This window comes from Microbacterium sp. K35 (assembly GCF_004794375.1).
In the GTDB taxonomy this organism is placed as follows: Bacteria; Actinomycetota; Actinomycetes; order Actinomycetales; family Microbacteriaceae; genus Microbacterium; species Microbacterium sufflavum.
This window is the reverse complement of the sequence record NZ_SSDM01000251.1, coordinates 1-22,168: the sequence shown is the minus strand read 5'-3', so window position 1 is coordinate 22,168 and position 22,168 is coordinate 1. Positions and strand designations below refer to the sequence as shown.

Here is a 22,168-nt window from a genome sequence, read left to right as displayed (position 1 = left end):
GCCGCCAAGAAGGCGAAGAAGAAGGCGAAGAAGGCCGCCAAGAAGGCGAAGAAGAAGGCCGCGAAGGAGAACCCCGCGTAGTCACCGGCGACGACGCCGCGGCACTGCCACGACGACCGACGCCACCGCGACGACGACCATCGCGATCACCTGCCACAGCGCCGGTCCCGCCTCCGCAGGCCACAGCACGTCGATCACCACCGAGGTCACCAGCTGGCCCAGCACCGAGCCGAGCCCCATCAGCAGCACACCCGTGTGAGCCACGATGAACGCGCCGAGCAGGATGTACGCGGCACCGAGGAACCCCCCGAGGTAGAGCCACGGCTCGGCCGGGAGGGGGTCCGGCGCTCCGCGCAGCGCGACGCTCAGGGCCGCGGCGACCGCGAGCACGACCGTCCCGGCGATGAAGCTCATGAGCGTGGCGGCAATGGGCGACTGCACGCGCTGCGCCAAACGCCCGTTGGTCGCAGCCTGCCAGGCGATGCCCACTCCCGCGAGGAACGGCAGCACCAGCATCCACAGCGGAGCGGACGCCAGGACGTCGCCCGACAGGGAGATCGCGACCGCGGCGAGCGCCAGCGCCCCACCGAGCAGGCGACCGGGGGTCACCGCGACGACGCCCGCGGGCCCGAAGCCGATCCGGTCCAGCACCAGGCCGTGGAGCGTCTGCCCCGCCACCACGCCGACCGTGAACAGCGAGACGCCGAGGACGCCCGCTGTGAGCCCCTGCGTCGAGACCGTGAGGGCCCCGCACGCGCCGCCGAGGAGCATCCAGAACGGGACGGAGCGCCCGCGGATCCCCCGCCATAGCCGTACGGCACCGCGACGGGCGAACGGCAGGAGCGCGATCACGACCGCGAGAGCCACGAGCCCGACCGAGAAGGAGAGGAAGCCCGCGACGATGCCGTTGTCGACCCGTACGCCCAGCACCCCGTTGATCCGCGCCTGGATGGCGGTCATGACGCCGATGGCGACGGCTCCGCCGAGGGCCAGGGGCGCGGGGAGTCGACGGGCGTCTGTCACCCGTCGACCCTATCCGAGCCCCGGAGCCCGACGGCTCACGGCGCTCACGGGCGCAGCATTGTGGCGCGGGCGGCACCCCGGCGCAAGCGGTCTCTCATCCATCCGGGGGAGGATGCGGAGCGCGCGGAAAGGTACCGCGGGCGGACGCGCGCGGCGGGCGCCGTCCGTAGCGTGGGCGACATGATCACAGCAGAAGGCCTCACCAAGAGGTTCGGAGACAAGACGGCCGTCGATGACGTGTCGTTCACCGTCCAGCCGGGCACGGTCACCGGGTTCCTCGGCCCGAACGGTGCCGGGAAGTCGACGACCATGCGCCTGATCGTCGGACTCGACCGGCCCACCTCGGGTCGCGCTGCCGTCGGCGGGCGCGAATACCGCAAGCTCCGCGCCCCGCTCACCGAGGTCGGGGTGCTCCTCGACGCGAAGGCCGTGCACACCGGGCGCAGCGCCAGGAATCATCTGCGGGCGATGGCCGCGACCCACGGCATCCCCGACTCGCGGGTCGACGAGGTGATCGACCTCGCCGGCATCGGCTCCGTCGCCCGCAAGCGCGCCGGGAAGTTCTCCCTGGGCATGGGCCAGCGCCTCGGCATCGCCTCGGCTCTACTGGGTGACCCGCACACGTTGATCCTCGACGAGCCGGTCAACGGTCTCGACCCCGAGGGTGTGCGCTGGGTGCGGCAGTTCGTGCGCCACGCCGCCTCGGAGGGGCGGACCGTGCTGCTGTCGAGCCACCTGATGAGCGAGATGGCGCAGACCGCCGACCACGTGATCGTGATGGGACGCGGGCGTGTCCTCGCCGATGCTCCCCTCGCGGACCTCGTGCGTTCGTGGACCAGGAACACCGTTCGGGTGCGCACGCCGCGTCCCGCGGAGCTCGCCGCGGCCGTGGGGGCGCCGGACGTCGAGATCGTCAGCTCCGCGCCGGATCTGCTCGACATCGTCGGTCTCCCGGCCGCACGCATCGGCGACCTGGCTGCCGAACGCGGTATCCCCCTGCACGAACTCACGCCCACCACCGGCTCTCTCGAGGACGCCTATCTCGCTCTCACCGGCGACGCCGTCGAGTACCGCACGAAGGAGCTCTCATGACCACGCAGGCCCCCGTCGCCACGACACCGCGCGTCGACACCGGTCGCCGGCTCACCTTCTTCCGGGCCGTCCGCAGCGAGACCATCAAGCTCACCACGCTGCGCTCCACGTGGTGGTCCATCGCGATCGCCGCCGTCCTCACGATCGGCATCGCCATGCTGATCGCCCAGGCGGTGGACGTTCCGGGGTTCGACCCCATCCAGGCCGTGGTCATGCCGATCCAGTTCACGATGCTGTTGGCGGGCATCATCGGCGCGATCGCGGTGACCGGCGAGTACTCGACCGGCATGATCCGCTCGACGCTCACGGCCGTTCCGGTGCGCGGGGCCGTCCTGCTCGCGAAGTCGCTCGTGCTGGCGCTGTTCCTGTTCGTGTCCTCGCTCGTGATCTTCGGTGTCGCGGCCGTGGCGGTCGGGATGATCGTCGGTTCCCGCGATCAGAGCATCGACTGGTCCGACCCGTCGGCGTCGTTCCTGCCGATCCTGGTCGCATCCCTGTCGATGTCGGTGTTCGCACTGATCGGCGTCGCGTTCGGGTTCATCCTGCGCTCGGGCGCCGGCGCGATCGCCGCGACGGTCGGCCTGCTGTTCGTGCTGCCGATCGTCGGGAACTTCTTCTCGATGGCCGGTGAGGCGTGGGCGTGGGTGGTGGACGCCGCGACCTATCTTCCGGTGGCGGCCGCGCAGAGCGCGATCCTCCCGGGTGAGGGAGCGGCGCTCGAGGCCCCCGTCGCCTTTCTGACGCTCGCTTGCTGGGTGGTCGGAGCGCTGCTGGCCGCATGGGCGGTCCTGCGCACGCGCGACGCGTAGAGTCGGCCCGTGAGGAGAACGCGCAGCCGCAGCGACTCGATCCGTGAGGACGAGGAGCTGCGGCTTCCGCGTCCGCCCGGGGTGTTCCGACGTTTCTGGGCGCGGCACCCCGTGGTCGCCGACGTCCTCCTCACGGCGCTCTGCGTCCTGCTCACGCTGACACCGGCCGCGCGTCTGGACGCTCTGCCGGAGCCGTGGGCCGTCGTCCGTGCGATCGTCTGGCCCCTGGCCGTCCTCGCCGCCTGTGCCACGCTGCTGTGGCGGCGGCGGCTCCCGCTGCTCCCGGCGGTCGCGGCGTATGCACTCGACGTGTTCTTTCTGCTCGCGGGTTCTCCGGGCAGCAGCCCGCTGCTCCTGATCGCGGGCTTCTCCCTCGCCGTCCACGGGTCGTCGCGCGCGGCCTGGGCGGCCTTCGGCTGGGGTGTCGCCGCGGTGTCGGCGGTCGCCGGCGCGCTGCTGCTGACCGGTGGCGTCACCCTCCAGTCGGGCCTCAACACGGTCCTGAGCACCGTGGTCCTCGGTCTCATCGGCACTCTGATCGGCGTGAACGTCGGCAATCGCCAGCGATACATCGACGCGGTGATCGACCGATCGCGGCAACTCCTGGTCGAACGCGATCAACAGGCCCAGCTGGCGGCGGCCGCGGAGCGCGCGCGGATCGCCCGCGAGATGCACGACATCGTGTCGCACTCGCTGACGGTGATCGTCGCCCTGTCGGAGGGTGCGGCCGCGACCCCCGATCACACGCAGGCCCGCGCGGCAGCCTCGACCGCTGCCGAGACGGCCAGGAGCGCGCTGACGGAGATGCGATCGATGCTGGGCGTGCTGCGCGACGACGACTCGCCGCTCCCCCTCGCGCCGGTCGAGCCCGCCCAGCCGCGGGAGACGGTCGAGGCCGCCCAGCGCGCGGGGTACCCGGTGACGCTCACGGTGACGGGCACCACCGACGTCCCGCCGTCCGTCGCCCACGCACTGGGCCGGATCGTGCAGGAGGGGGTGACGAACGCCATGCGCCACGCTCCTGCCGTCTCGATGATCGGTGTCTCGATCGGCTATTCCGACGACGAGGTCCGCGTCGAGGTGGTCAACGACGGCGTCTCCGGCACCGACGTCGGCGCGGGCGGCTTCGGCCTCCGCGGACTCACCGAACGCGCGGCGCATGTCCACGGCCGGCTGCACTCCGGACCGGACGGTCCCGGCCGATGGCGCCTGCACGCCCGACTGCCCCTCAGCCCGGTCGTCCCCGCGACGACACCCACCCCGGAGGACCCCTCATGACATCGCCGATCCGCGTGCTCCTCGTCGACGACCAGGAGCTGATCCGCCTCGGCTTCCGGATGGTGCTCGAGTCCGAACCCGACATCGTGGTCGTCGGGGAGGCGAAGGACGGCCGCGCGGCGATCGCCCAGAGCGCGGCCCTTGCGCCCGACCTCGTGCTCATGGACATCCGGATGCCCGAACTCGACGGCATCGCCGCCACGTCGGCCATCGTGCGCGACCACCCGGAGACCCGCGTGCTCGTGCTCACGACCTTCGACCTGGACGAGTACGCGTTCGGGGCGATCCGCGCGGGAGCGAGCGGGTTCCTCCTCAAGGACGCGCAGCGCCACGAGATGCTCGCAGCGGTGCGGGCCGTGCACCGCGGGGACGCCGCGCTCTCCCCCCGCATCACCCGCCTGCTGCTCGAGCACGTGGGGCCGCGGCTCGGATCCGGAACACCGGCGGAGCCCGACCGCGCGGATGCGTCCCGCTACGCCTCGCTGACCGACCGGGAGCAGGAGGTGTTCCTGGCGATCGGTCAGGGCCTGACCAATGCCGAGATCGCGCGCGCTCTCTATGTGGGCGAGTCCACCGTCAAGACGCACGTGGGCCGGGTGCTGTCCAAGCTCGACGCCCGCGATCGCATCCACGCGGTCATCCTCGCGCATCGGCTCGGACTCGTCGGCGACTGACGACTCAGGCGGCGGAGGTCGGCGTCCACGCCGAGACATCGTTCAGACGGTGCACCTCGTCGGACGACAGCTCGAGCCGTGCGCCCTCCAGCAGGTCGGGCACCTGATCCACGGAGCGGGCGCTCGCAATCGGGGCGACCACGGTCGGCTGGGCCCGGAGCCAGGCGAGCGACACCGCGGCGATCGAGGTTCCGCGGGCGTGCGCGACCTCGCCGAGCGCGTCGAGGACGCGCAGGCCCTGGTCGGTGGCGTAGCGGGCGGCACCCGCGGCCCTCGGCGACGCCTCGCCGCTGGCGTCGGTCGAGCGATACTTCCCGGTGAGGAACCCACTCGCCAGGGCGTAGTAAGGCACCAGCCCGAGTCCGAACTCCTCGGCGACCGGGATGATCGTGTCTTCCACCGCGTTGCGGTGCACGAGGTTGTAGTGCGGCTGGATCGCGATCGGCTGCGCGACCCCGAGCCGCCCGGCGATGTCGACCCACTCGCGAATGCGCTCGGCCGAGTAGTTCGACACCCCCACGTGTCGCACGAGGCCGTCGCTGACCAGCTGGCCGAACGCGGCGACCGTCTCCTCCAGCGGAACGGTCTCGTCGTCGAAGTGCGCGTAGTACAGGTCCAGCTCGTCGACGCCCAGCCGCGACAGTGACGCCTCCGCTGCGGCGCGCACCGTGGTCGCGGAGAGCCCGGAGAAGTCCGGATGCTGGCTCACCTTGGTCGCGACGACGACACCGCGCGGGCGGCGCGAAGCCAGCCACTCCCCGATGATCTCCTCACTCTCCCCGCCCCGATTCCCCGGTACCCACGCACTGTACGAGTCCGCTGTGTCGATGAAGTCGCCGCCACCGTCGACATAGGCGTCGAGGACGGCGAAGGATGCGTCGCGATCGACGGTCCAGCCGAACACGTTGCCACCGAGGGCGAGGGGGAAGACGTCGAGGTCACTGCTGCCGATGCGGGTCATGCTCATCACAACCGCGATCGCGATACTCGGCATTCCCGCGTGACGCCGCTCCGTCACCGTCGTTACGCGGCGGACTCGCCCTGGTCGTAGATCTGCGACGGACGCCCGACGAGACGGCTGTCCGGCGCGTGTGCGACCCGCGCGTCCTTTCCGTCGTATTCGAAGCGCGACAGCACATAGCGGATGGCCTCGAGCCGCGCGCGCTTCTTGTCGTTCGAGCGCACCACGATCCACGGCGTGACCGGGGTGTCCGTGTGGAAGAACATCGCTTCCTTCGCCGTGGTGTAGTCGGCCCACCTGTCCATGCTCGCGATGTCGGTGGGGCTCAGCTTCCACTGCTTCACCGGATCCTCGCGACGGCGGTCGAACCGGCGGCGCTGCTCCGCTTCACCCACCGAGAACCAGAGCTTGATCAGCCGGATGCCCGAGCCCACCAGCATCCGCTCGAATTCCGGAGCGGTTCGGAGGAACTCCTGGTACTCCTCATCGGTGCAGTACCCCATGACGCGCTCGACCCCGGCGCGGTTGTACCAGGAACGGTCCATGAGGACCATCTCACCGCCGGACGGCAGATGGGCCACGTACCGCTGGAAGTACCACTGCGTGCGCTCGGCTTCGGTCGGCTTGTCGAGAGCGACGACCCGGGCCCCGCGAGGGTTGAGATGCTCCATGAAGCGCTTGATGGCCCCGCCCTTGCCGGCTGCGTCGCGCCCCTCGAACAGGACCAACACCCGCTCCGCGCTGTGCTTCACATGCGCCTGCAGCTTGAGCAGCTCGATCTGGAGGAGGCGCTTCTCGGTCTCGTATTCCGCGCGGGAGAGCTTTTCCGAATACGGGTAGCCCTGCTGCCACTCGGGAACGTCCATCGTCAGCCTCCTGCGAACGGGGCGGCCGTAGGAGGCCTGAACAGATGCGCGCAGGTGGCCGGGGCGGGGTGCCGGCCACCTGCACATAAGTAACATAACACTCGCCAAAGTGTTACGCAAATGGCGCGACCGCGGCGGCGCACGACCTCCCCATACCTACCTCTAGGTATGGCATGATCCTTCTATGAGCACAGATGCGAGGGAATCCCTGCTACGCGCGGCGCAACAGCTGTATGCCGCCAACGGGGTGGCGGCGACCACCCCGCGGCAAGTCATCGAGCGAAGCGGTGTGGGACACGGGAGCCTCTATCACCACTTCCCTTCGAAGCGCGACCTGGCGCTCGCTGCCGTCGGCCGTTCGGTGGATGAAGCGTTGGCATCGTCCTCCGACGCCCTGAACGCCCACACTGAGCCGCGAGCGAGGATCGCCGCGTACCTCGAACGTCCCCGCGAGGCGACCTCGGGGTGCCGTATCGGTCGCCTCACGGCTGACCCCTTCGTCGCGGCCGACGAGGAGCTCAGCGCCTCCGTCGCCCGCTACTTCCTCGACCTCATCGGTCTCGTCGCCGACGTCTTCGAAGAGCAGGGGCTCGATGGGGGCGTCGCGCGCGACCGGGCTACGGCCGCGGTGGCGGTGATCCAGGGCGGGTATGTCCTGTCGCGAGCCACGGGGGACGAGGAGATGATGCGCGCCGCCGTCCGCGGGTTCCTCGGCCTCGCGGACGCACCCCAGCGACCGGAGGGCGACTCATGACTCTGATCGCGCACCTCAGCGACCCGCATCTGGACACATCTCCGCACCGACTGCGCCGGCTCGAGGCAGTGCTCGCAGCGGTGTCCTCCCTGCCCGACGTCGATGCGATCGTCCTCAGCGGCGATCTTGCCGACCACGGCGCCGCCGAGGAGTACGCCCAACTGTTCGCGACCCTCCCGGTGGACATACCGACGATCGTCGTACCCGGGAATCACGACCACAGCGAGACGATGCTCCACTCCCAGGCCCAGGCCGGTCTCAACCCGGCCCTGTCGGGCTTCATCGACGTGGGCGAGGTGCGCGTCATCGGGCTGGACTCGCACCTCGATGCTCGCGTCGAAGGCCACCTCACGCCGGACACGATCGACTTCGCGCGGCACGCAGCGAGCTCGGCCCCCGGCACCGTCCTTCTCACGATGCATCACCCACCGGTGCCTGTCGGGCATGACGTCGCGGACCGGTGGAACCTGGAGAACACGAGCGACCTGGAGGCTCTGATCGTGGGGAACGCACGAATCATCGGCGTCCTGACCGGGCACGTGCACTCCGCCCTCGCCGCGTCGTTCGCCGGGGTACCGGTGCTCGGTGCCCCGGGCATCGTCTCCACGATGCGACTGGGAAGCAGGCTCAATCCGATCGCCGACGACACGGCGATGCCGGGGCTGGCCATTCACACCATCGACGGCACCGCCATCCGCACCGTGTTCCACTACCTGAGCCCCGCCGAGCTGTGAGACGCAACGCCCGCCATCCCCCGGAAATACAGGGATGGCGGGCGTTGCCGTCCGGAGCCGACTACGGGACTCGAACCCGTAACCCCCGTATTACAAGTACGGTGCGCTACCAATTGCGCCAAGTCGGCGGGTGCCATCAGCTTAGCGATGGCGGAGGCGCCGCTCGATTACGGCGCGGGCGTCGACGTGGCCGACGGCGTCGGAGTGGGGGTCGAGGTGGACTCGTAGTACGCCTCGCTCGCCACCGACATCACGAACGTGGACAGCTCCTGCGGGTCGTCGAGCGCCCCCACATAGGCCTCGCCGTTCACGACGATCATCGGCGCGGCGGTGAGGACCAGGTCGTCGGAACCGGCGAGCGGACCCTTGAGCGCCCGCGTGGTCGCTTCCTTCGCCCAGTTCACGAAGTCGCCCTCCTCGATGCACTTGCGGACGACCTTCCCGTTGTCGACGCCGACCGCTCCAGCGAGGTTCGCCAGCTCCTGATCGGAGAGACCGTCGCTGCCGACCTCGGGCTGATCGTCGAGCAGGTCGTGATTGAACGCGTAGAACTGGTCGGGCGAGTGCGTCGCGACGCACGCCGCAGCTGCGGCCGAGCGCAGCGAGTACTTCGTGCCGTTGGAGCTGGCCGTCAGCAGCGCGACGGGGTGATAGCTCACTGTCGCCGCGCCGTCCTCGATCCACTGCGCGAGCAGTCGCGCGTTCGCGCGCTCGAACTTCCCCGCATCGGGCGACAGATAGTCGACGTAGACGTGCACGTCCACAGCCTGAGACGCGGTCGGATCCGGCGTGGGAGAAGCGGAGGCACCGGCCTCGGACGGCGTCGGCGTCGGCGTGGCGGGGGCTTCGGCGGAGGTGGCCATCGACGAGATGTCGGTCACCACGACGCCGTCCGACTCCATGCCGCTCGGGCTGAGCTGAGGCTTGGATACCTGCGACGTCACGGCCATGGTCACCGCGGTGCCGATGGCCCCGACGGCGATCACCGCGACCGCGCCGATGATGATCCGTCTCATCAGGCGGGCCCTCGACTGCTGGGCGTGCACCTTCTGGGCCTTCTCCCGCACGACCTCGCGGGAATTGCGAGGTGCGGGGACGTTCGGCGTTTCGTCGCTCGACATCGTTCCTCTTGAGTCTCGGGGGGTCCGGGTTGGCCCCGACCGTCGCCCGGCGACGATCGCCGCAGAACGCGGCCGGATTCGATGCTAGTCAGTGAGGCTGAGAAATACCCAGGTACGGCCGATCGTGCCATACTGAACCCGACCCGATGGCGGGTCACGGCGGGTCACTCCGCCGCTTCATTCACTACGGATCGTCCGGCACGTACCTGCCGGTGAAGGAGAAACACGATGGCATCTGTGACTTTCGACGAGGCCACCCGCCTCTACCCCGGCGGAACCCGTCCGGCCGTCGACAAGCTCAACCTCGAGGTGGGCGACGGTGAATTCCTCGTCCTCGTCGGCCCTTCCGGTTGTGGTAAGTCCACCTCGCTCCGCATGCTCGCCGGCCTCGAAGAGGTCAACTCCGGCCGCATCCTGATCGGTGACCGCGACGTCACCGACGTGCCGCCGAAGGACCGCGACATCGCGATGGTGTTCCAGAACTACGCCCTGTACCCGCACATGACGGTCGCCGAGAACATGGGCTTCGCGCTCAAGATCGCCGGCGTCGGCAAGGAGGAGCGCGCCGCCCGTGTCCTGGAGGCCGCCAAGCTCCTCGACCTCGAGCAGTACCTGACCCGCAAGCCGAAGGCCCTGTCGGGTGGTCAGCGTCAGCGCGTCGCGATGGGCCGCGCCATCGTCCGTCAGCCGCAGGTGTTCCTCATGGACGAGCCGCTGTCGAACCTCGACGCCAAGCTCCGCGTGCAGACCCGTACGCAGATCGCGTCGCTGCAGCGCCGTCTCGGCGTCACCACGGTCTACGTCACGCACGACCAGACCGAGGCGCTCACGATGGGCGACCGGATCGCCGTGCTGAAGGACGGCCTGCTGCAGCAGGTCGGCTCGCCGCGCGACCTGTACGAGAAGCCGAACAACGTCTTCGTCGCCGGCTTCATCGGCTCCCCCGCCATGAACCTGTTCGCGGCGGACCTCGCCGACGGCGGCGTGCGCTTCGGCACCGAGGTCGTCCCGCTCGACCGCGACACGGTCGGCCGCGCCAACGGCTCGCAGGTCACGGTCGGCGTCCGCCCCGAGGACATCACCGTGGGTCCGGCCGACGGCAAGGGCCTGTCGGTCGTCGTCGACCTCGTCGAGGAGCTCGGCGCCGACGGCTACCTCTACGGCCACACCGAGATCAACGGCAAGCGCGCCGACCTCGTGGCCCGCGTGGACGGCCGCAACCACCCGAACGCCGGTGAGACCGTGACCCTCGCGGCCAACGCCGGTCACGTGCACGCCTTCGACCAGGAGACGGGCGACCGCCTGAACGACAAGCCGGTCGTCTCCGCCTGATCGGACACACCATCCGCGGCGCGGGCTGACTTCGGTCGCCCGCGCCGCGCTCGTTTCCCCTCAGGAGCATCCATGCAGGAGTCGCTGCGCATTACCGCCAGCACCGTCGACCCGGGGCTCCTCGCGCTGCCCTGGTCGACCAGCCTCGCCAAGTGGCCGTCCGAGCACATCGTGTCGCTGCCGAAGGGGCTGTCCCGGCATCTCGTGCGCTTCGCGGACCTCTCCGGTCGGGTCGTCGCCGTCAAGGAGACCACCGCCGCGATGGCGCAGCGCGAGTACGACATGCTCGGCAACCTCGCCCGCCTCGACGTCCCCTGCGTCGCCAGGGTCGCCGTGATCGCCGGGCGCACCGATGCCGCCGGCGAGCCCCTCCCCGCGGCGCTCGTCACCTCGCACCTCCGCTTCTCTATGCCCTACCGCGCCCTGTTCACGCGCGTGCTCCGCCCTGACACCGCCACGCGACTCGTCGACGCGCTCGCCCTGCTCCTCGTACGACTCCACAACGTCGGCTTCTACTGGGGCGACGTGTCGCTGTCGAACACCCTCTTCCGCCGCGACGCCGGCGCCTTCGCGGCCTACCTCGTGGACGCGGAGACCGGCGAGCTGCACGAGGAGGGCCTGACGGACGGCCAGCGCGCATACGACCTCGACCTCGCCAGGACGAACATCGCGGGCGAGATCATGGACCTCGCCGCGGGCGGGCGGCTCGAGCACGGCGTGGATGCGGTCGCGATCGCCGACGGCATCGTGTCCTCCTACCGCTCGCTCTGGGCGGAGCTCACGGCGCAGGAGTCGTTCTCAGCGGCCGAGACATGGCGCATCACCGAGCGCGTCGAACGCCTCAACGCGCTCGGCTTCGACATCGACGAGATGTCCATGTCCACGACCGCCGACGGGACGGTGGTCGAGATCCAGCCGAAGGTGGTGGATGCCGGCCACCACCAGCGCCGCCTCATCCGGCTGACGGGACTCGACGTGGAGGAGAACCAGGCGAGACGCCTGCTCAACGACCTCGACGAGTTCCGTGCCCGCTCGACCAAGCAGTGGGCGGACGAGGAGATGTACGCGCATGAGTGGCTCACGCGCGTGTTCGAGCCCGTCGTCCGCGCCATCCCCTACGACCTGCGCGCCAAGCTGGAGCCCGCCGAGGTGTTCCACCAGGTGTTGGAGCACCGCTGGTACCTGTCGCAGGCGCAGGGCCGCTCGATCCCCCTCGCGGAAGTCCTGACCAGCTACATCAACGACGTGCTGCGCCACCGCCGCGACGAAGCGACCATCATGGGACCGCCGACCGAGACCATGAGCCTCCCGGTGATCACCGGCACGCTCTCGCTCGCCGATGACGAGGACGAGGTCGACTGGCGCGACCTCGTCTGAACGCCGCCCTCAGTAGCCGACCGTGAACCGCTCGCGGTGGTGGTTGCCCTGCTCGATCTCGTCCACGACGGCCACGGCGAAGTCCGCGCCGGAGATGTACGACTTCCCCTCCTCGTCGCGCACCAGCACGTCGCCGCCGTCGCGGTAGCGACCCGTCCGCTCCCCCTCGGCCCAGGGGCCGAAGACCTCGGCGGGGTGCACGAAGAACCAGTCCAGCGCGGGATCGGTCTCCTCGAGCAGCGCGAGCGAGTCGATGCCCACCTGCGCCTCGTGCTTGTACTCCTCCGGGAAGTCGAGGTCGAAGAGCCTCGGCCCCTCCGGAGCGACCAGGCTGCCGCCGGCACCGCCGACCACACCGAGCCGTGTCTCGGTCCCGGCGAGCACGCCGATCACCGTGGTGAGGGCCTCGAGCACCCGATCCTCCATGTCACCGCGGGGCGACAGCGCGGACACCACGGCATCCGCACCCGCGAAAGCCTCCCGCAGCGACGCCGCGTCCAGGGCCGATCCCTGCACGTATGCGGCGCCGGCGACCGGGTCGGACGGCGTCGTGCGGGAGATCGCGACGACCGCATGATCGCGGCTCACCGCCTCCGACACGATGTGCCGTCCGGCGTAACCGGTTCCTCCGAGGACGATGATGCGCGCCATGCTCTGCCTTTCTCGTGCGGTCAGTCCGCCGCGCGGACGGTCGACACCTGGTACAGGGCGACCGACGCGGCGATCCCGGCGTTCAGCGACTCCGTCGCCGCCGAGATGGGGATGGAGACGATCTGGTCGCAGGTCTCGGTCACCAGACGCGACAGGCCCTTGCCCTCGGAGCCGACGACGATCACGACCGGTCGATCCGCGAGCTGCAGCTCGGGCAGCGACACATCTCCATCGCCGTCGAGCCCCAGCACGAACACGCCCTGCTTCTTGAACTCCTTGAGCTGCGTGGTGAGGTTCGTCGCGAGGGCGACGGGGATGCGCGCGGCGGCACCGGCACTGGTCTTCCACGCCGCCGAGTTGACACCGGCGGAACGGCGCTGCGGCAGGATGATGCCGTGGCCGCCGAACGCCGCCGTCGAGCGGATGATCGCGCCGAGGTTGCGCGGGTCGGTCACGCCGTCGAGCGCCACGAACAGCGGCGTCTCCCCGCGGTCGATGACCTGCTCGAGCAGATCCTGCGGGTGCGCGTACTCGTACGGCGGCACCTTCAGCGCGACGCCCTGGTGCACGCCGTCGAAACCCGCCATGCGGTCGAGCTCCTGGCGTGTGACCTCCAGCACCGGGATGTCGCGGTGAGTCGCGATCGACAGCATCTCCTTGACGCGATCGTCCATCTCAACGCGCTGCGCGATGTACATCGCCGACGCCGGGATCTTGGCCCGCAGCGCCTCCAGCACCGAGTTGCGGCCGGTCACCGTCTCGGTGTCGGTGGTGTTGTCCTTGGCACGGGCCGTGCGGTTGGGGCTGCCACCCGACGGGCGCCCGCCGAGCTTGCCCTTACCGCCCGCCGCGGCGTAGCGCTCGGCCGCGGCCTTGCGCTTCCCGGCCGGGTGCCATGCGCGGTCCTCCGCCTTCGGGGTGGGACCGCGGCCCTCGAGCGCCTTGCGCCCGAGACCACCGGTGCCCTTCGTGGGGCCCTTCTTCTTGCCCTTGCTCGCGCCGGGGCGCCCTGGCTTAGTCATCGATGCTCCAATGAGTTCCGGCCGGAGTGTCCTCCAGCGTGATTCCTGCGGCAGCGATCGCATCACGGATGCGATCCGCCGCCGCCCAATCCTTGTCCGCCCGCGCCTGCGCACGCTGCGTGATCATCTCCTGCACCAGCGCGTCCAGTGCGCCCGCCCGGGCGTCGTCCGCGGCCGTGGCGTCGCTCGGTCGGAGACCGAGCACCGACGTCATCGCCGACACCGCGCGCGCCGCCTGCGCGGCTGCGTCGCGGTCTCCCGCGTCGAGCGCGGAGTTTCCCGCCCGCACGGTCTCGTGCACGACCGCGAGCGCCTGGGGAACGCCGAGATCGTCGTCCATCGCAGCGGCGAAGGCCGGCGGCAGGTCTTCGCGACTCTCGGCGGCGTCCACCTCCGCGACACGCGCCGACCGCTCCAGGAAGGTACGGATACGACCGAGGGCCGCCTCCGCCTCCGCCCACGAGGACTCCGACAGGTCGAGGCTCGAGCGGTAGTGCGCGGCGGCGAGCGCATAGCGCACCACCAGCGGGTCGTGCGCGTCGAGCACGTCACGGGCGAGCGTGAAGTTGCCGAGCGACTTCGACATCTTCTGCCCGTCCACCGTCACCAGGCCGTTGTGCACCCAGTACCGCGCGAAGCCGTCCCCCGCCGCCGTCGACTGCGCGAGCTCGTTCTCATGGTGGGGGAAGCGGAGGTCGAGCCCGCCGCCGTGGATGTCGAACTCGTCGCCGAGGTAGCGCTTCGACATCGCCGAGCACTCGATGTGCCATCCCGGTCGCCCGAGACCCCACGGCGAACGCCACGTGGCGTCGGCCGGCTCATCCGGCTTCGACGCCTTCCAGAGCGCGAAGTCCTGCGGATTGCGCTTGCCCCGGGGGTCCGCATCCTCCGCCGCCTCCATCGCGTCGACCGACTGATGCGTGAGCGCGCCGTACTGCGCCCACGACCGCACGTCGAAGTAGACGTCGCCGGAGCCGTCGGGCGCGGGATAGGCGTGGCCGCGGTCGATGAGGCGCGTGATCAGCTCCTGCATCTGCGGCACCGAGGCCGTGGCACGGGGCTCGTAGGTGGGCGGCAGGATGCCGATGCCCGCATACGCCGCGGTGAACTCCTGCTCCATCCGATACGCCAGCGCCCACCACGGCTCCTCCGGTGTGGCGTTCTGCAGCACCTTGTCGTCGATGTCGGTGACGTTGCGCACGAACGTGACGCGACCGTAGCGGTGCTCGAGCCACCGGCGCAGCAGGTCGAAGCTCAGCGCGGCCCTGACGTGACCGATGTGGGGTCCGGACTGCACCGTCGGTCCGCACACGTACATCGTGATGTTCTCGGAGTCGAGAGGCACGAAGTCGCGCAGCAGCTGTGCGCGGGTGTCGTAGAGGCGGAGGGTCACCGGTCAAGCCTACTCGGCGGGCGCGCGGCGCTCCTGATCGTGTCGCGGATACGCTCGGCTCAGCGGTGCGGGCCGTCCACCGGCACCACGAGTGCGACGGCCGTGACCGCGATGCCTTCTCCGCGGCCGGGGAAGCCCAGGGCGTCGGTCGTCGTCGCAGTGACCGACACGGGAGCGCCCCCGAGCGCCGCGGACAGCGTGCGCTCCGCCTCGACACGGCGGGCGCTGAACCGCGGACGGTTGCCCTGGAACTGCACGGAGACGTTCCCGATCGAGAAGCCGGCTTCGGCGAGCAGCCGCCGCGTCGCCGACAGGAACACGTCGGCGTGCGCGCCCGCATACTCCGGATGCGCCGTGCCGAAGTGGGTGCCGATGTCACCCAGCCCCGCCGCGCCGAGCAGGGCGTCGACGATGGCGTGCGCGACCGCGTCGCCGTCGGAATGACCCGACAGCGGCTGTTCGCCCGGCCACTCCAGCCCGGCGAGCCACAGGTCGCCCTCGCCGCCGAACGCGTGCACGTCGGTTCCGACGCCCACGCGCGGTAGAGCGCCTGCGCCGCGGTCTCGCCGAGCACCCGTGCTCGGGGGCGCCGTCGCGAGGAGAGCCCTGGCACGCTCGAGGTCGTCGGGAGTGGTGATCTTGAACGATCGTTCCGAACCAGGGACGAGGCGGACCGTGTGACCGGCCGCGGCGAACAGCGCCGCGTCGTCCGTGTACTCCGCGCCCTCCTCGGCGGCACGCGCGTACGCCGCCTCGAGCGCGTCGCGCGGGAAGCCCTGCGGCGTCTGCGCCGCGGCGAGCTCGGAGCGGTCGACGGTGCCGGTCACGACGCCGCCGTCCACCCGCTTGAGGGTGTCGACGACGGGAAGCACCGGAAGCGCGGCCGCCTGCGCCGTGACGGCCGCGGCGACCGCATCGATGACGGACGGCGGGGTGAGCGCCCGCGCCGCATCGTGGACGAGCACCGTCGTCACGTCTCCCCAGAGAGCCGCCAACCCCGCGGCGACGGATTCCTGACGGGTGGCGCCTCCCGTGACCACGCGGCCGAGATCGGCGCGGTCGCCCGCGGCGGCGAGAAGCTCGGTCTGCGCATCGCCCTCGTGCCCGGCCGGCGCGACCACGATGACCTGCAGGGGCTGCGCCGCGAACACCCCGTCGAGGGCGTGGCGCAGGATCGTGCGATTGTCGATGCCGACGAACGCCTTCGGGGCGCGCGCCTCCAGTCGGGTGCCGGAGCCGGCGGCGACGATGATGATCGCGGTGTGCGGGACGGGAACGATGCTCACGCCTTCACGTTACCGGCGGAGACGACGAAAGGCGGGTGCCGCAGCACCCGCCTCTCGTCGTGAAGAAGTCAGGAGGCGAGGACCTCGTCGAGCAGGGTGCCCGCCTTGTCCTCGTCGATCTTCTCTGCCAGCGCCAGCTCCGAGATGAGGATCTGACGAGCCTTCGCCAGCATCCGCTTCTCGCCGGCGGAAAGCCCGCGGTCCTGGTCGCGACGCCACAGGTCGCGCACGACCTCGCTCACCTTGATGACATCGCCGGAGGCGAGCTTCTCCAGGTTCGCCTTGTAGCGACGGGACCAGTTGGTGGGCTCCTCCGTGAAGGGAGCGCGCAGCACCTCGAACACGTGATCGAGGCCCTCCTTGCCGATCACGTCGCGAACGCCGACCAGGTCGACATTCTCGGCCGGGACCTCGATGATGAGATCGCCCTGCGTGACGTTGAGCTTCAGGTACTTCTTCGTCTCGCCCTTGATGACGCGTTCCTTGACCTCGATGATGGTCGCAGCGCCATGGTGCGGATAGACGACGGTCTCGCCAACCTCAAAAAGCATAAAAACATGTCCTTTCGGCAACCTCAAGGATACCACAGGGGATATGCGCTAAGGTTCGCGCTTCCTCGTCCACGCCCCGCTGACACATACCCATAGAATGGGTACGGATATCCCGCCGGACCTCAGGAGGACCCGTGAAATCGCGCCTTGTCGCGTCTGCCGCCATCAGCGCCCTCGTTCTGCTCGGCGCGACCGGGTGCACGTTCATCACGCCGCAGTCGACCAAGATCGAGTACGCGGCCTCCGACGGCGTGAACGTCTCCGACAAGGACGGCCCGATCGACGTGCGGAACGCCCTGGTCATCGCGAACGAAGACGGCTCCGTCGGCAACTTCGTCGGCGCGATCGTCAACCCGACGCAGGACCGCGCCACCCTCACCATCACCCTGGAGGGCGTCGACCCGTTTACGGTCACCGTCTCCGCCGGCCAGACCATCAGCCTCGGCTCCGACGAGGAGCCGCTGCGCATCGTCGGGCTCGACACGAAGCCCGGCGCCACGGTCGACATCCACTTCCAGTCCGGCGACTCGGCCGGCGTCACGACCGCGGTGCCCGTGCTCGACGGCACCCTCCCTTACTACTCGGACCTCGCCCCCGAGGGCGACTGACACCGCACGAACGCACGAGGCCGGCACCCACGGGTGCCGGCCTCTTCGCGTCCCCCGTCGTCAGCCCTCGAAGCGGTAGCCCAGACCGCGCACGGTCACGAGCATCACGGGCTCGCTCGGGTTCTCCTCGATGCGGGACCGGATCCGCTTGATGTGCACGTCGAGCGTCTTCGTGTCACCGAAGTAGTCGCTCCCCCACACCCGGTCGATCAGCTGCCCCCGCGTGAGCACGCGCCCGGAGTTGCGCATCAGGACCTCGAGGAGCTCGAACTCCTTCAGCGGCATGTTGATCTGCTCCCCCGCGACCGACACCGTGTGGCGATCGATGTCGAGCGACACGCGTCCGCCCTCGAGCACCCTCTCGTCGAGCTCGCCCTCGGCCTGGACGACCCGACGCAGAACGGCCCGCATCCTGGCCAGCAGCTCCCGCGACGAGTACGGCTTGGTGATGTAGTCGTCGGCGCCCAGTTCGAGCCCCACCACGATGTCGACCTCGGAGTCCTTCGCGGTCAGCATGATGATCGGGATGGCCGACGTCGACCGGATCTGACGACACACCTCGGTGCCGGGCATCCCCGGCAGCATCAGGTCCAGCAGCACGATGTCGGCACCGCGCTCCCGGAACGCCGCCATCGCACCGGGACCGTCCTCGGCGATCTCCACCTCGTACCCCTCGCGGCGCAGCAGATACGCGAGGGGATCAGCGAGGTCGGGCTCGTCTTCGACGAGAAGGATGCGGGTCATGCGGTCTCTCCGTTTCGGACGCGCGAGCCGGCCGACCTGGCCGCTTTCCGCGCACGCTTCTTCTTGTTCTTCTTGTCACGATCGGCGTTCGCCGGCGCGGCGATCTGCGGAAGACGGATCGTGAAGGTGGAGCCACGGCCCGGCCGGGACCACAGGCGCACCTCGCCGCCGTGGCGCTGCGTGGCGTGCTTCACGATCGACAGTCCGAGCCCTGTGCCGCCGGTGCGGCGCGAGCGCGCCTCGTCCGCACGGTAGAAGCGCTCGAAGATCCGCTCCCTGTCGGCCTCCGCGATCCCGATGCCCTGATCGGACACGGCGATCTCGACCACGTCGTCGTCGGTCCGCACCCCTACACCTACGCGCGAGCCGCGCGGGGAGTACACGATCGCGTTGGCGATCAGGTTGCCCACCGCCTCGATGAGGATCTGCGCGTCGCCGCGCACCCACACGCCGCGGTCGCCCCCGCGGGCAAGCTCCACCCCCGCCGAATCGGCCTGCACGACGTGCGCCTCGATGGACGAGGCGATGACCTCATCGATCGAGACGGGTCCGACCTCCGTCAGGCCGTCCTCCGCCTGCAGGCGGGACAGGCTCATGATGCGGCCGGTGAGCTGTCCGAGCCGGTTGGCCTCCGCCGAGATGCGCGACGCGAAGACGCGCACCTGTGCGGGATCGTCGGCGGCGGACTCGATCGCCTCCGCGAGCAGGCTCACCGCCCCCACCGGGGTCTTGAGCTCATGACTCGTGTTCGCCACGAAGTCCCGACGCATCTGGTCCAGGCGCTCCTGCTCGGTGACATCCCGCACGATCAGCAGCACCAGGCGCGCCCCGATCGCACTCGCCCGTGCCGACACCAGGCGCGGATCGAGGCTGAGCCCTCCGCGAGTGATGCGCAGCGACTCCATCGCCGTGTCGCCCGACGCACGGACGCCGCGCACCAGCTGCCGCAGCTCCGGGTTCTCCAGCGTGGAACCGACCTCGATGCCGAACCGCGCCGCCGCCCGCGAGGTCGCGAGCACGAGTCCCGAGGCGTCGACGACGCAGGCCGCGTCGTCCATGCTGCCGAGCACATCCGTGATCCCCTGCGGGATCGACGTCGACGTCTCCTCCTCCGCTCGCGCCCTCGCCCGGTAGGCCCAGACGACCAGGAGCGACATCCCGACGCCGATCACCAGCCCGATGGCAAGGGAGGACAGCGCGAGCTGCGGCAGGGTCATGACTCCAGCGTAGAGCGCGTTCACCGCCCGTCCGGCGGGTTTCCGCGCCGTGACGGGGAGGCGAGACGTACTATTCACTCGCTGGGCACCGTTCGTTAACCTTCGGAGCAGACAATCGCTTCAGGCCTGCGCACAGGCCCGAACTCGTGCGGACGCCCCGCCGCCTCGCGCTGACGACTCAGCAGAGATCCGAACGAAAGGTTGCGCCCCCATGCGCGAAGTCTTCCACCAGTCCCTCGAGGACCTGCAGTCCCGCCTCGTCGAGATCGCCGACCTCGTCACCGTCTCGATCGACAAGGCGACGCGCGCGTTCGCCACCAGCGACGTCGCCCTGGCCGAGGAGGTCATCGCCGACGACGCGAAGATCGACGAGCTGGCTGTCGCGCTCGACGAGCAGGCCATCGAGATCCTCGCCCGCCAGCAGCCGGTCGCGCGCGACCTGCGCATCGTCGTCACCGCGCTGCGCGTGAGCGCCTCCCTGGAGCGCATGGGCGACATGTCCGAGCACATCGCACAGCTCGCCCGGCTGCGCTTCCCCGAGCGCGCCATCCCGAAGGGCCTCAAGGGCACCTTCGTGCGGATGGGCGAGCTCGACGTCGAGATCTCGCGCACGCTCGCCGAGCTGCTGCGCACCCAGGACCTGAAGTTCGCCGACCAGATCCGCAACGCCGACGACGACGTGGACGAGCTGCACGCCAGCGTGTTCGAGAAGGTGCTCAGCGACAACTGGAAGGGCGAGGCGGTCGCCACCGTCGACGCCACGCTGGCCAGCCGCTACCACGAGCGCTTCGCCGACCACGCGGTCGCCGTCGCGAAGAAGGTCGTGTACCTGGCGACGGGCGACTGGCACGTCGAGGAGGAGGACATCGCCCTCGCCGTGGAGCAGCAGGAGCTCGGACACGCCTGACGCGTCGCCCCTCGTACGCGAGAGACCCCCTGCGCCGACCGGCGGCAGGGGGTCTCTCGCGTCGGGGCGTGCGCGTTACTTCTTGCCCTGCGCGGCCACGGCGGCGGCACCGGCGGCGGCGGCCTCGGGGTCGAGGTAGCGGCCGGGGCCGGTGGGCGCGTTGTTCTCGTCGAGCTCGTAGACCAGCGGGATGCCGGTGGGGATGTTGAGCGCGGCGATGTCGTCGTCGCTGATGCCCTCGAGGTGCTTCACGAGCCCGCGCAGCGAGTTCCCGTGCGCGGTGACCAGCACCGTCTTGCCGGCCTCGAGGTCGGGCACGATCGCGGTCTCCCAGTACGGCAGCAGACGGTCGATCACAAGCTTGAGCGACTCCGTGCGCGGCACCTCACCGTCGATGTGCGCGTACCGGGGGTCGTTCACCTGGCTGAACTCGCTCGCGTCGTCGAGCGGGGGCGGCGGCACGTCGAACGAACGGCGCCACAGCTGGAACTGCTCTGGACCGAACTCCTCCAGCGTCTGCGCCTTGTCCTTGCCCTGCAGCGCGCCGTAATGCCGCTCGTTGAGTCGCCACGAGCGCGTGACCGGGATCCACAGCCGGTCGGCCGCGTCCAGCGCGATGTCGGCGGTCTGGATCGCTCGGCTCAGCAGCGAGGTGTGCAGCACGTCGGGGAGGATGCCGGACTCGGCGAGCAGCTCACCGCCGCGACGGGCCTCGCCCTTGCCCTGCTCGGTCAGGCGGACGTCCACCCAGCCGGTGAAGAGGTTCAGTTCGTTCCACTCGCTCTGCCCGTGGCGGAGCAGGATCAGGGTGCGCTTCGCAGTCATGCGGCCAGTTTATCCGCGGCCGTGGATCGGACTGCGCCGGGCACGGGAGAGGATGGACGCATGGCGTCATCTCCGCTCGGCCAGCCGACCCGTGGCACGACCGGGACCAACCGGCTGCGCCGCAACGACCGCTGGATCGCCGCGAGCACCGCGTTGCGTCGCGCGGATGATCCGCTCGTGGTCGACCTCGGCTACGGCGCCAGCGGGGTCACGGCGCTCGAGCTCGCCGCGCGCCTGCGCCGGGTCCGTCCCGACGCGGAGGTGCTCGGCCTGGAGATCGATCCGGCGCGCGTCGCCACGGCCACGCGACAGCTCGCCGAGGTCCGGGCGGGTCGGACGGGATTCCCGCCGGATCTGCGGGTGTCGTTCGCGCGTGGGGGCTTCGAGGTGCCGCTGCCGGGCGACCGCCGCGCCGCCGTGATCCGCGCCATGAACGTGCTCCGGCAGTACGACGAGCCCGAGGTCCCCGCGGCCTGGCGCACGATGGCGGCGCGCCTCGCCCCCGGCGGCCTGCTCGTGGAGGGGACGTGCGACGAGATCGGCCGCATCGCCAGCTGGGTCGACGTGGACCGGGGTGGATCGGCGCTGCGCCTCACGATCTCGCTGCGACTGGAGGGACTCGAGCGTCCGAGCATCGTGGCGGAGCGGCTGCCCAAGGCGCTGATCCATCGCAACGTCCCCGGCGAGCGCATCCACGCGCTGCTCACCGAGCTCGACCGGGAGTGGGACCGCGCGGCTCCCCTGTCGACCTTCGGCGCCACGCAGCGGTTCCTCGCGGCCGTGTCCGCGCTGCGCGACCAGGGGTGGCCTGTGCAGGGCGGCCGCACGCGCTGGCGTCTCGGAGAGCTCACGCTGCCGTGGGACGCGGTCGCCCCGCGCCCGACCTGACGCCGGGACGCCCGCTCAGGCGGACGGCGAGGTGCGGCGCGGGTCCGGCGCGGAG

23 protein-coding genes, 1 tRNA gene and 1 pseudogene are annotated in these 22,168 nt (G+C 70.3%); 12 read left to right on the top strand and 13 right to left on the bottom strand.

Annotated elements, in window-relative coordinates:
• Window positions 1-81: 81 nt before the first annotated feature.
• Complete coding sequence (locus DW299_RS09610) at window positions 82-993, bottom strand: DMT family transporter (protein ID WP_136031603.1); 912 nt, start codon at window positions 991-993, stop codon at window positions 82-84.
• A 210-nt stretch (window positions 994-1,203) separates the two neighbouring features.
• Here DW299_RS09610 and DW299_RS09605 point away from each other — a divergent pair, with 210 nt between their 5' ends.
• The 4 genes from DW299_RS09605 to DW299_RS09590 are packed head-to-tail and all read left to right on the top strand — an operon-like array spanning window position 1,204 to window position 4,876.
• A complete protein-coding gene (locus DW299_RS09605) occupies window positions 1,204-2,115 on the top strand; it encodes an ABC transporter ATP-binding protein (protein ID WP_136036449.1) in 912 nt (303 codons plus the stop codon).
• Window positions 2,112-2,924 carry an ABC transporter permease gene (locus tag DW299_RS09600; protein WP_136036448.1) on the top strand — a complete coding sequence of 271 codons (813 nt, stop codon included), beginning with the start codon at window positions 2,112-2,114 and terminating at the stop codon, window positions 2,922-2,924. The genes DW299_RS09605 and DW299_RS09600 overlap by 4 nt, the downstream gene beginning before the upstream one ends.
• A gap of 9 nt (window positions 2,925-2,933) precedes the next feature.
• Window positions 2,934-4,202, top strand: a complete 1,269-nt coding sequence (locus DW299_RS09595) for a sensor histidine kinase (protein WP_136036447.1) — start codon at window positions 2,934-2,936, stop codon at window positions 4,200-4,202.
• Window positions 4,199-4,876, top strand: coding sequence for a response regulator (locus DW299_RS09590; RefSeq protein ID WP_136036446.1), 678 nt, complete (start codon window positions 4,199-4,201; stop codon window positions 4,874-4,876). Before DW299_RS09595 ends, DW299_RS09590 begins: the two co-directional genes overlap by 4 nt.
• 4 nt (window positions 4,877-4,880) lie before the next feature.
• Here the strand turns inward: DW299_RS09590 and DW299_RS09585 are convergent, their stop codons facing one another.
• Together DW299_RS09585 and ppk2 are read right to left on the bottom strand one after the other, a co-directional pair.
• Window positions 4,881-5,837 (bottom strand): aldo/keto reductase, encoded by a 957-nt coding sequence (locus tag DW299_RS09585; RefSeq protein WP_136036451.1) that lies wholly within the window; start codon window positions 5,835-5,837, stop codon window positions 4,881-4,883.
• A 62-nt stretch (window positions 5,838-5,899) separates the two neighbouring features.
• Window positions 5,900-6,703 (bottom strand): polyphosphate kinase 2, encoded by an 804-nt coding sequence (ppk2, locus tag DW299_RS09580; RefSeq protein WP_240745367.1) that lies wholly within the window; start codon window positions 6,701-6,703, stop codon window positions 5,900-5,902.
• Between the two features lie 184 nt (window positions 6,704-6,887).
• On the opposite strand from ppk2, the pseudogene DW299_RS19705 reads away from it, so the two are divergent.
• The 3 genes and pseudogenes from DW299_RS19705 to DW299_RS09570 form a co-directional block, all read left to right on the top strand.
• A pseudogene (locus DW299_RS19705) lies at window positions 6,888-7,040 on the top strand (TetR/AcrR family transcriptional regulator); the annotation flags it as partial.
• Window positions 7,041-7,076: 36 nt separating this feature from the next.
• Window positions 7,077-7,457, top strand: a complete 381-nt coding sequence (locus DW299_RS09575; protein ID WP_240745366.1) for an LmrA/YxaF family transcription factor — start codon at window positions 7,077-7,079, stop codon at window positions 7,455-7,457.
• A complete protein-coding gene (locus tag DW299_RS09570; protein ID WP_136036444.1) occupies window positions 7,454-8,191 on the top strand; it encodes a metallophosphoesterase in 738 nt (245 codons plus the stop codon). Before DW299_RS09575 ends, DW299_RS09570 begins: the two co-directional genes overlap by 4 nt.
• 55 nt (window positions 8,192-8,246) lie before the next feature.
• Here DW299_RS09570 and DW299_RS09565 read toward each other — a convergent pair.
• Both DW299_RS09565 and DW299_RS09560 read right to left on the bottom strand, forming a co-directional pair.
• Window positions 8,247-8,319: transfer RNA gene (locus DW299_RS09565), tRNA-Thr, on the bottom strand.
• A gap of 39 nt (window positions 8,320-8,358) precedes the next feature.
• Window positions 8,359-9,312, bottom strand: a complete 954-nt coding sequence (locus DW299_RS09560; protein ID WP_136031511.1) for a DsbA family protein — start codon at window positions 9,310-9,312, stop codon at window positions 8,359-8,361.
• Between the two features lie 228 nt (window positions 9,313-9,540).
• Here DW299_RS09560 and DW299_RS09555 point away from each other — a divergent pair, with 228 nt between their 5' ends.
• Window positions 9,541-10,644, top strand: a complete 1,104-nt coding sequence (locus tag DW299_RS09555; RefSeq protein ID WP_136031508.1) for an ABC transporter ATP-binding protein — start codon at window positions 9,541-9,543, stop codon at window positions 10,642-10,644.
• 72 nt (window positions 10,645-10,716) lie between these two features.
• The gene (locus tag DW299_RS09550; protein WP_136031506.1) at window positions 10,717-12,021 is read left to right on the top strand and encodes a DUF4032 domain-containing protein; all 1,305 of its coding nucleotides are present in this window, start codon (window positions 10,717-10,719) and stop codon (window positions 12,019-12,021) included.
• Window positions 12,022-12,030: 9 nt separating this feature from the next.
• Here the strand turns inward: DW299_RS09550 and DW299_RS09545 are convergent, their stop codons facing one another.
• The 5 genes from DW299_RS09545 to DW299_RS09525 all read right to left on the bottom strand — a co-directional run bounded on the left by DW299_RS09545 (window position 12,031) and on the right by DW299_RS09525 (window position 16,924).
• Window positions 12,031-12,672, bottom strand: a complete 642-nt coding sequence (locus DW299_RS09545) for an NAD(P)-dependent oxidoreductase (RefSeq protein WP_136031504.1) — start codon at window positions 12,670-12,672, stop codon at window positions 12,031-12,033.
• A 20-nt stretch (window positions 12,673-12,692) separates the two neighbouring features.
• The gene (gene rlmB / locus DW299_RS09540; RefSeq protein ID WP_136036443.1) at window positions 12,693-13,694 is read right to left on the bottom strand and encodes a 23S rRNA (guanosine(2251)-2'-O)-methyltransferase RlmB; all 1,002 of its coding nucleotides are present in this window, start codon (window positions 13,692-13,694) and stop codon (window positions 12,693-12,695) included.
• Window positions 13,687-15,087, bottom strand: a complete 1,401-nt coding sequence (cysS, locus tag DW299_RS09535; RefSeq protein WP_136036442.1) for a cysteine--tRNA ligase — start codon at window positions 15,085-15,087, stop codon at window positions 13,687-13,689. Before cysS ends, rlmB begins: the two co-directional genes overlap by 8 nt.
• Before the next feature lie 59 nt (window positions 15,088-15,146).
• Entirely contained in the window at window positions 15,147-16,373 is a 1,227-nt protein-coding gene (gene ispD, locus DW299_RS09530) for a 2-C-methyl-D-erythritol 4-phosphate cytidylyltransferase (protein ID WP_136036441.1), read from the bottom strand.
• A gap of 68 nt (window positions 16,374-16,441) precedes the next feature.
• Window positions 16,442-16,924 (bottom strand): CarD family transcriptional regulator, encoded by a 483-nt coding sequence (locus DW299_RS09525; protein ID WP_136031496.1) that lies wholly within the window; start codon window positions 16,922-16,924, stop codon window positions 16,442-16,444.
• A 134-nt stretch (window positions 16,925-17,058) separates the two neighbouring features.
• Between DW299_RS09525 and DW299_RS09520 the strand changes: the two genes are divergently transcribed.
• Entirely contained in the window at window positions 17,059-17,532 is a 474-nt protein-coding gene (locus tag DW299_RS09520; protein WP_136031494.1) for a DNA modification methylase, read from the top strand.
• A 60-nt stretch (window positions 17,533-17,592) separates the two neighbouring features.
• Here the strand turns inward: DW299_RS09520 and DW299_RS09515 are convergent, their stop codons facing one another.
• Both DW299_RS09515 and DW299_RS09510 read right to left on the bottom strand, forming a co-directional pair.
• Window positions 17,593-18,276: a response regulator gene (locus DW299_RS09515; RefSeq protein ID WP_136031492.1), complete on the bottom strand. Its 684-nt coding sequence runs from the start codon at window positions 18,274-18,276 to the stop codon at window positions 17,593-17,595.
• The gene (locus DW299_RS09510; protein ID WP_136036440.1) at window positions 18,273-19,493 is read right to left on the bottom strand and encodes a sensor histidine kinase; all 1,221 of its coding nucleotides are present in this window, start codon (window positions 19,491-19,493) and stop codon (window positions 18,273-18,275) included. Before DW299_RS09510 ends, DW299_RS09515 begins: the two co-directional genes overlap by 4 nt.
• Before the next feature lie 211 nt (window positions 19,494-19,704).
• On the opposite strand from DW299_RS09510, the gene phoU reads away from it, so the two are divergent.
• On the top strand, window positions 19,705-20,400 hold the full coding sequence (phoU, locus tag DW299_RS09505; protein WP_136031489.1) for a phosphate signaling complex protein PhoU: 696 nt from the start codon (window positions 19,705-19,707) through the stop codon (window positions 20,398-20,400).
• A gap of 75 nt (window positions 20,401-20,475) precedes the next feature.
• Here phoU and DW299_RS09500 read toward each other — a convergent pair whose 3' ends face one another.
• Window positions 20,476-21,225 (bottom strand): phosphoglyceromutase, encoded by a 750-nt coding sequence (locus DW299_RS09500; RefSeq protein WP_136031487.1) that lies wholly within the window; start codon window positions 21,223-21,225, stop codon window positions 20,476-20,478.
• A 60-nt stretch (window positions 21,226-21,285) separates the two neighbouring features.
• On the opposite strand from DW299_RS09500, the gene DW299_RS09495 reads away from it, so the two are divergent.
• Entirely contained in the window at window positions 21,286-22,113 is an 828-nt protein-coding gene (locus DW299_RS09495; RefSeq protein WP_136036439.1) for a class I SAM-dependent methyltransferase, read from the top strand.
• Window positions 22,114-22,168: the final 55 nt, after the last annotated feature.

Coding starts and splice junctions, on each gene's coding strand:
- DW299_RS09605 (WP_136036449.1), top strand. CDS start 1,204: ATGATCACAGCAGAAGGCCTCACCAAGAGGTTCGGAGACAAGACGGCC.
- DW299_RS09510 (WP_136036440.1), bottom strand. CDS start 19,493: ATGACCCTGCCGCAGCTCGCGCTGTCCTCCCTTGCCATCGGGCTGGTG.
- phoU (WP_136031489.1), top strand. CDS start 19,705: ATGCGCGAAGTCTTCCACCAGTCCCTCGAGGACCTGCAGTCCCGCCTC.
- DW299_RS09495 (WP_136036439.1), top strand. CDS start 21,286: ATGGCGTCATCTCCGCTCGGCCAGCCGACCCGTGGCACGACCGGGACC.
- DW299_RS09560 (WP_136031511.1), bottom strand. CDS start 9,312: ATGTCGAGCGACGAAACGCCGAACGTCCCCGCACCTCGCAATTCCCGC.
- DW299_RS09515 (WP_136031492.1), bottom strand. CDS start 18,276: ATGACCCGCATCCTTCTCGTCGAAGACGAGCCCGACCTCGCTGATCCC.
- DW299_RS09590 (WP_136036446.1), top strand. CDS start 4,199: ATGACATCGCCGATCCGCGTGCTCCTCGTCGACGACCAGGAGCTGATC.
- DW299_RS09500 (WP_136031487.1), bottom strand. CDS start 21,225: ATGACTGCGAAGCGCACCCTGATCCTGCTCCGCCACGGGCAGAGCGAG.
- DW299_RS09545 (WP_136031504.1), bottom strand. CDS start 12,672: ATGGCGCGCATCATCGTCCTCGGAGGAACCGGTTACGCCGGACGGCAC.
- DW299_RS09585 (WP_136036451.1), bottom strand. CDS start 5,837: ATGACCCGCATCGGCAGCAGTGACCTCGACGTCTTCCCCCTCGCCCTC.
- DW299_RS09555 (WP_136031508.1), top strand. CDS start 9,541: ATGGCATCTGTGACTTTCGACGAGGCCACCCGCCTCTACCCCGGCGGA.
- rlmB (WP_136036443.1), bottom strand. CDS start 13,694: ATGACTAAGCCAGGGCGCCCCGGCGCGAGCAAGGGCAAGAAGAAGGGC.
- DW299_RS09570 (WP_136036444.1), top strand. CDS start 7,454: ATGACTCTGATCGCGCACCTCAGCGACCCGCATCTGGACACATCTCCG.
- ppk2 (WP_240745367.1), bottom strand. CDS start 6,703: ATGGACGTTCCCGAGTGGCAGCAGGGCTACCCGTATTCGGAAAAGCTC.
- DW299_RS09550 (WP_136031506.1), top strand. CDS start 10,717: ATGCAGGAGTCGCTGCGCATTACCGCCAGCACCGTCGACCCGGGGCTC.
- DW299_RS09600 (WP_136036448.1), top strand. CDS start 2,112: ATGACCACGCAGGCCCCCGTCGCCACGACACCGCGCGTCGACACCGGT.
- DW299_RS09525 (WP_136031496.1), bottom strand. CDS start 16,924: ATGCTTTTTGAGGTTGGCGAGACCGTCGTCTATCCGCACCATGGCGCT.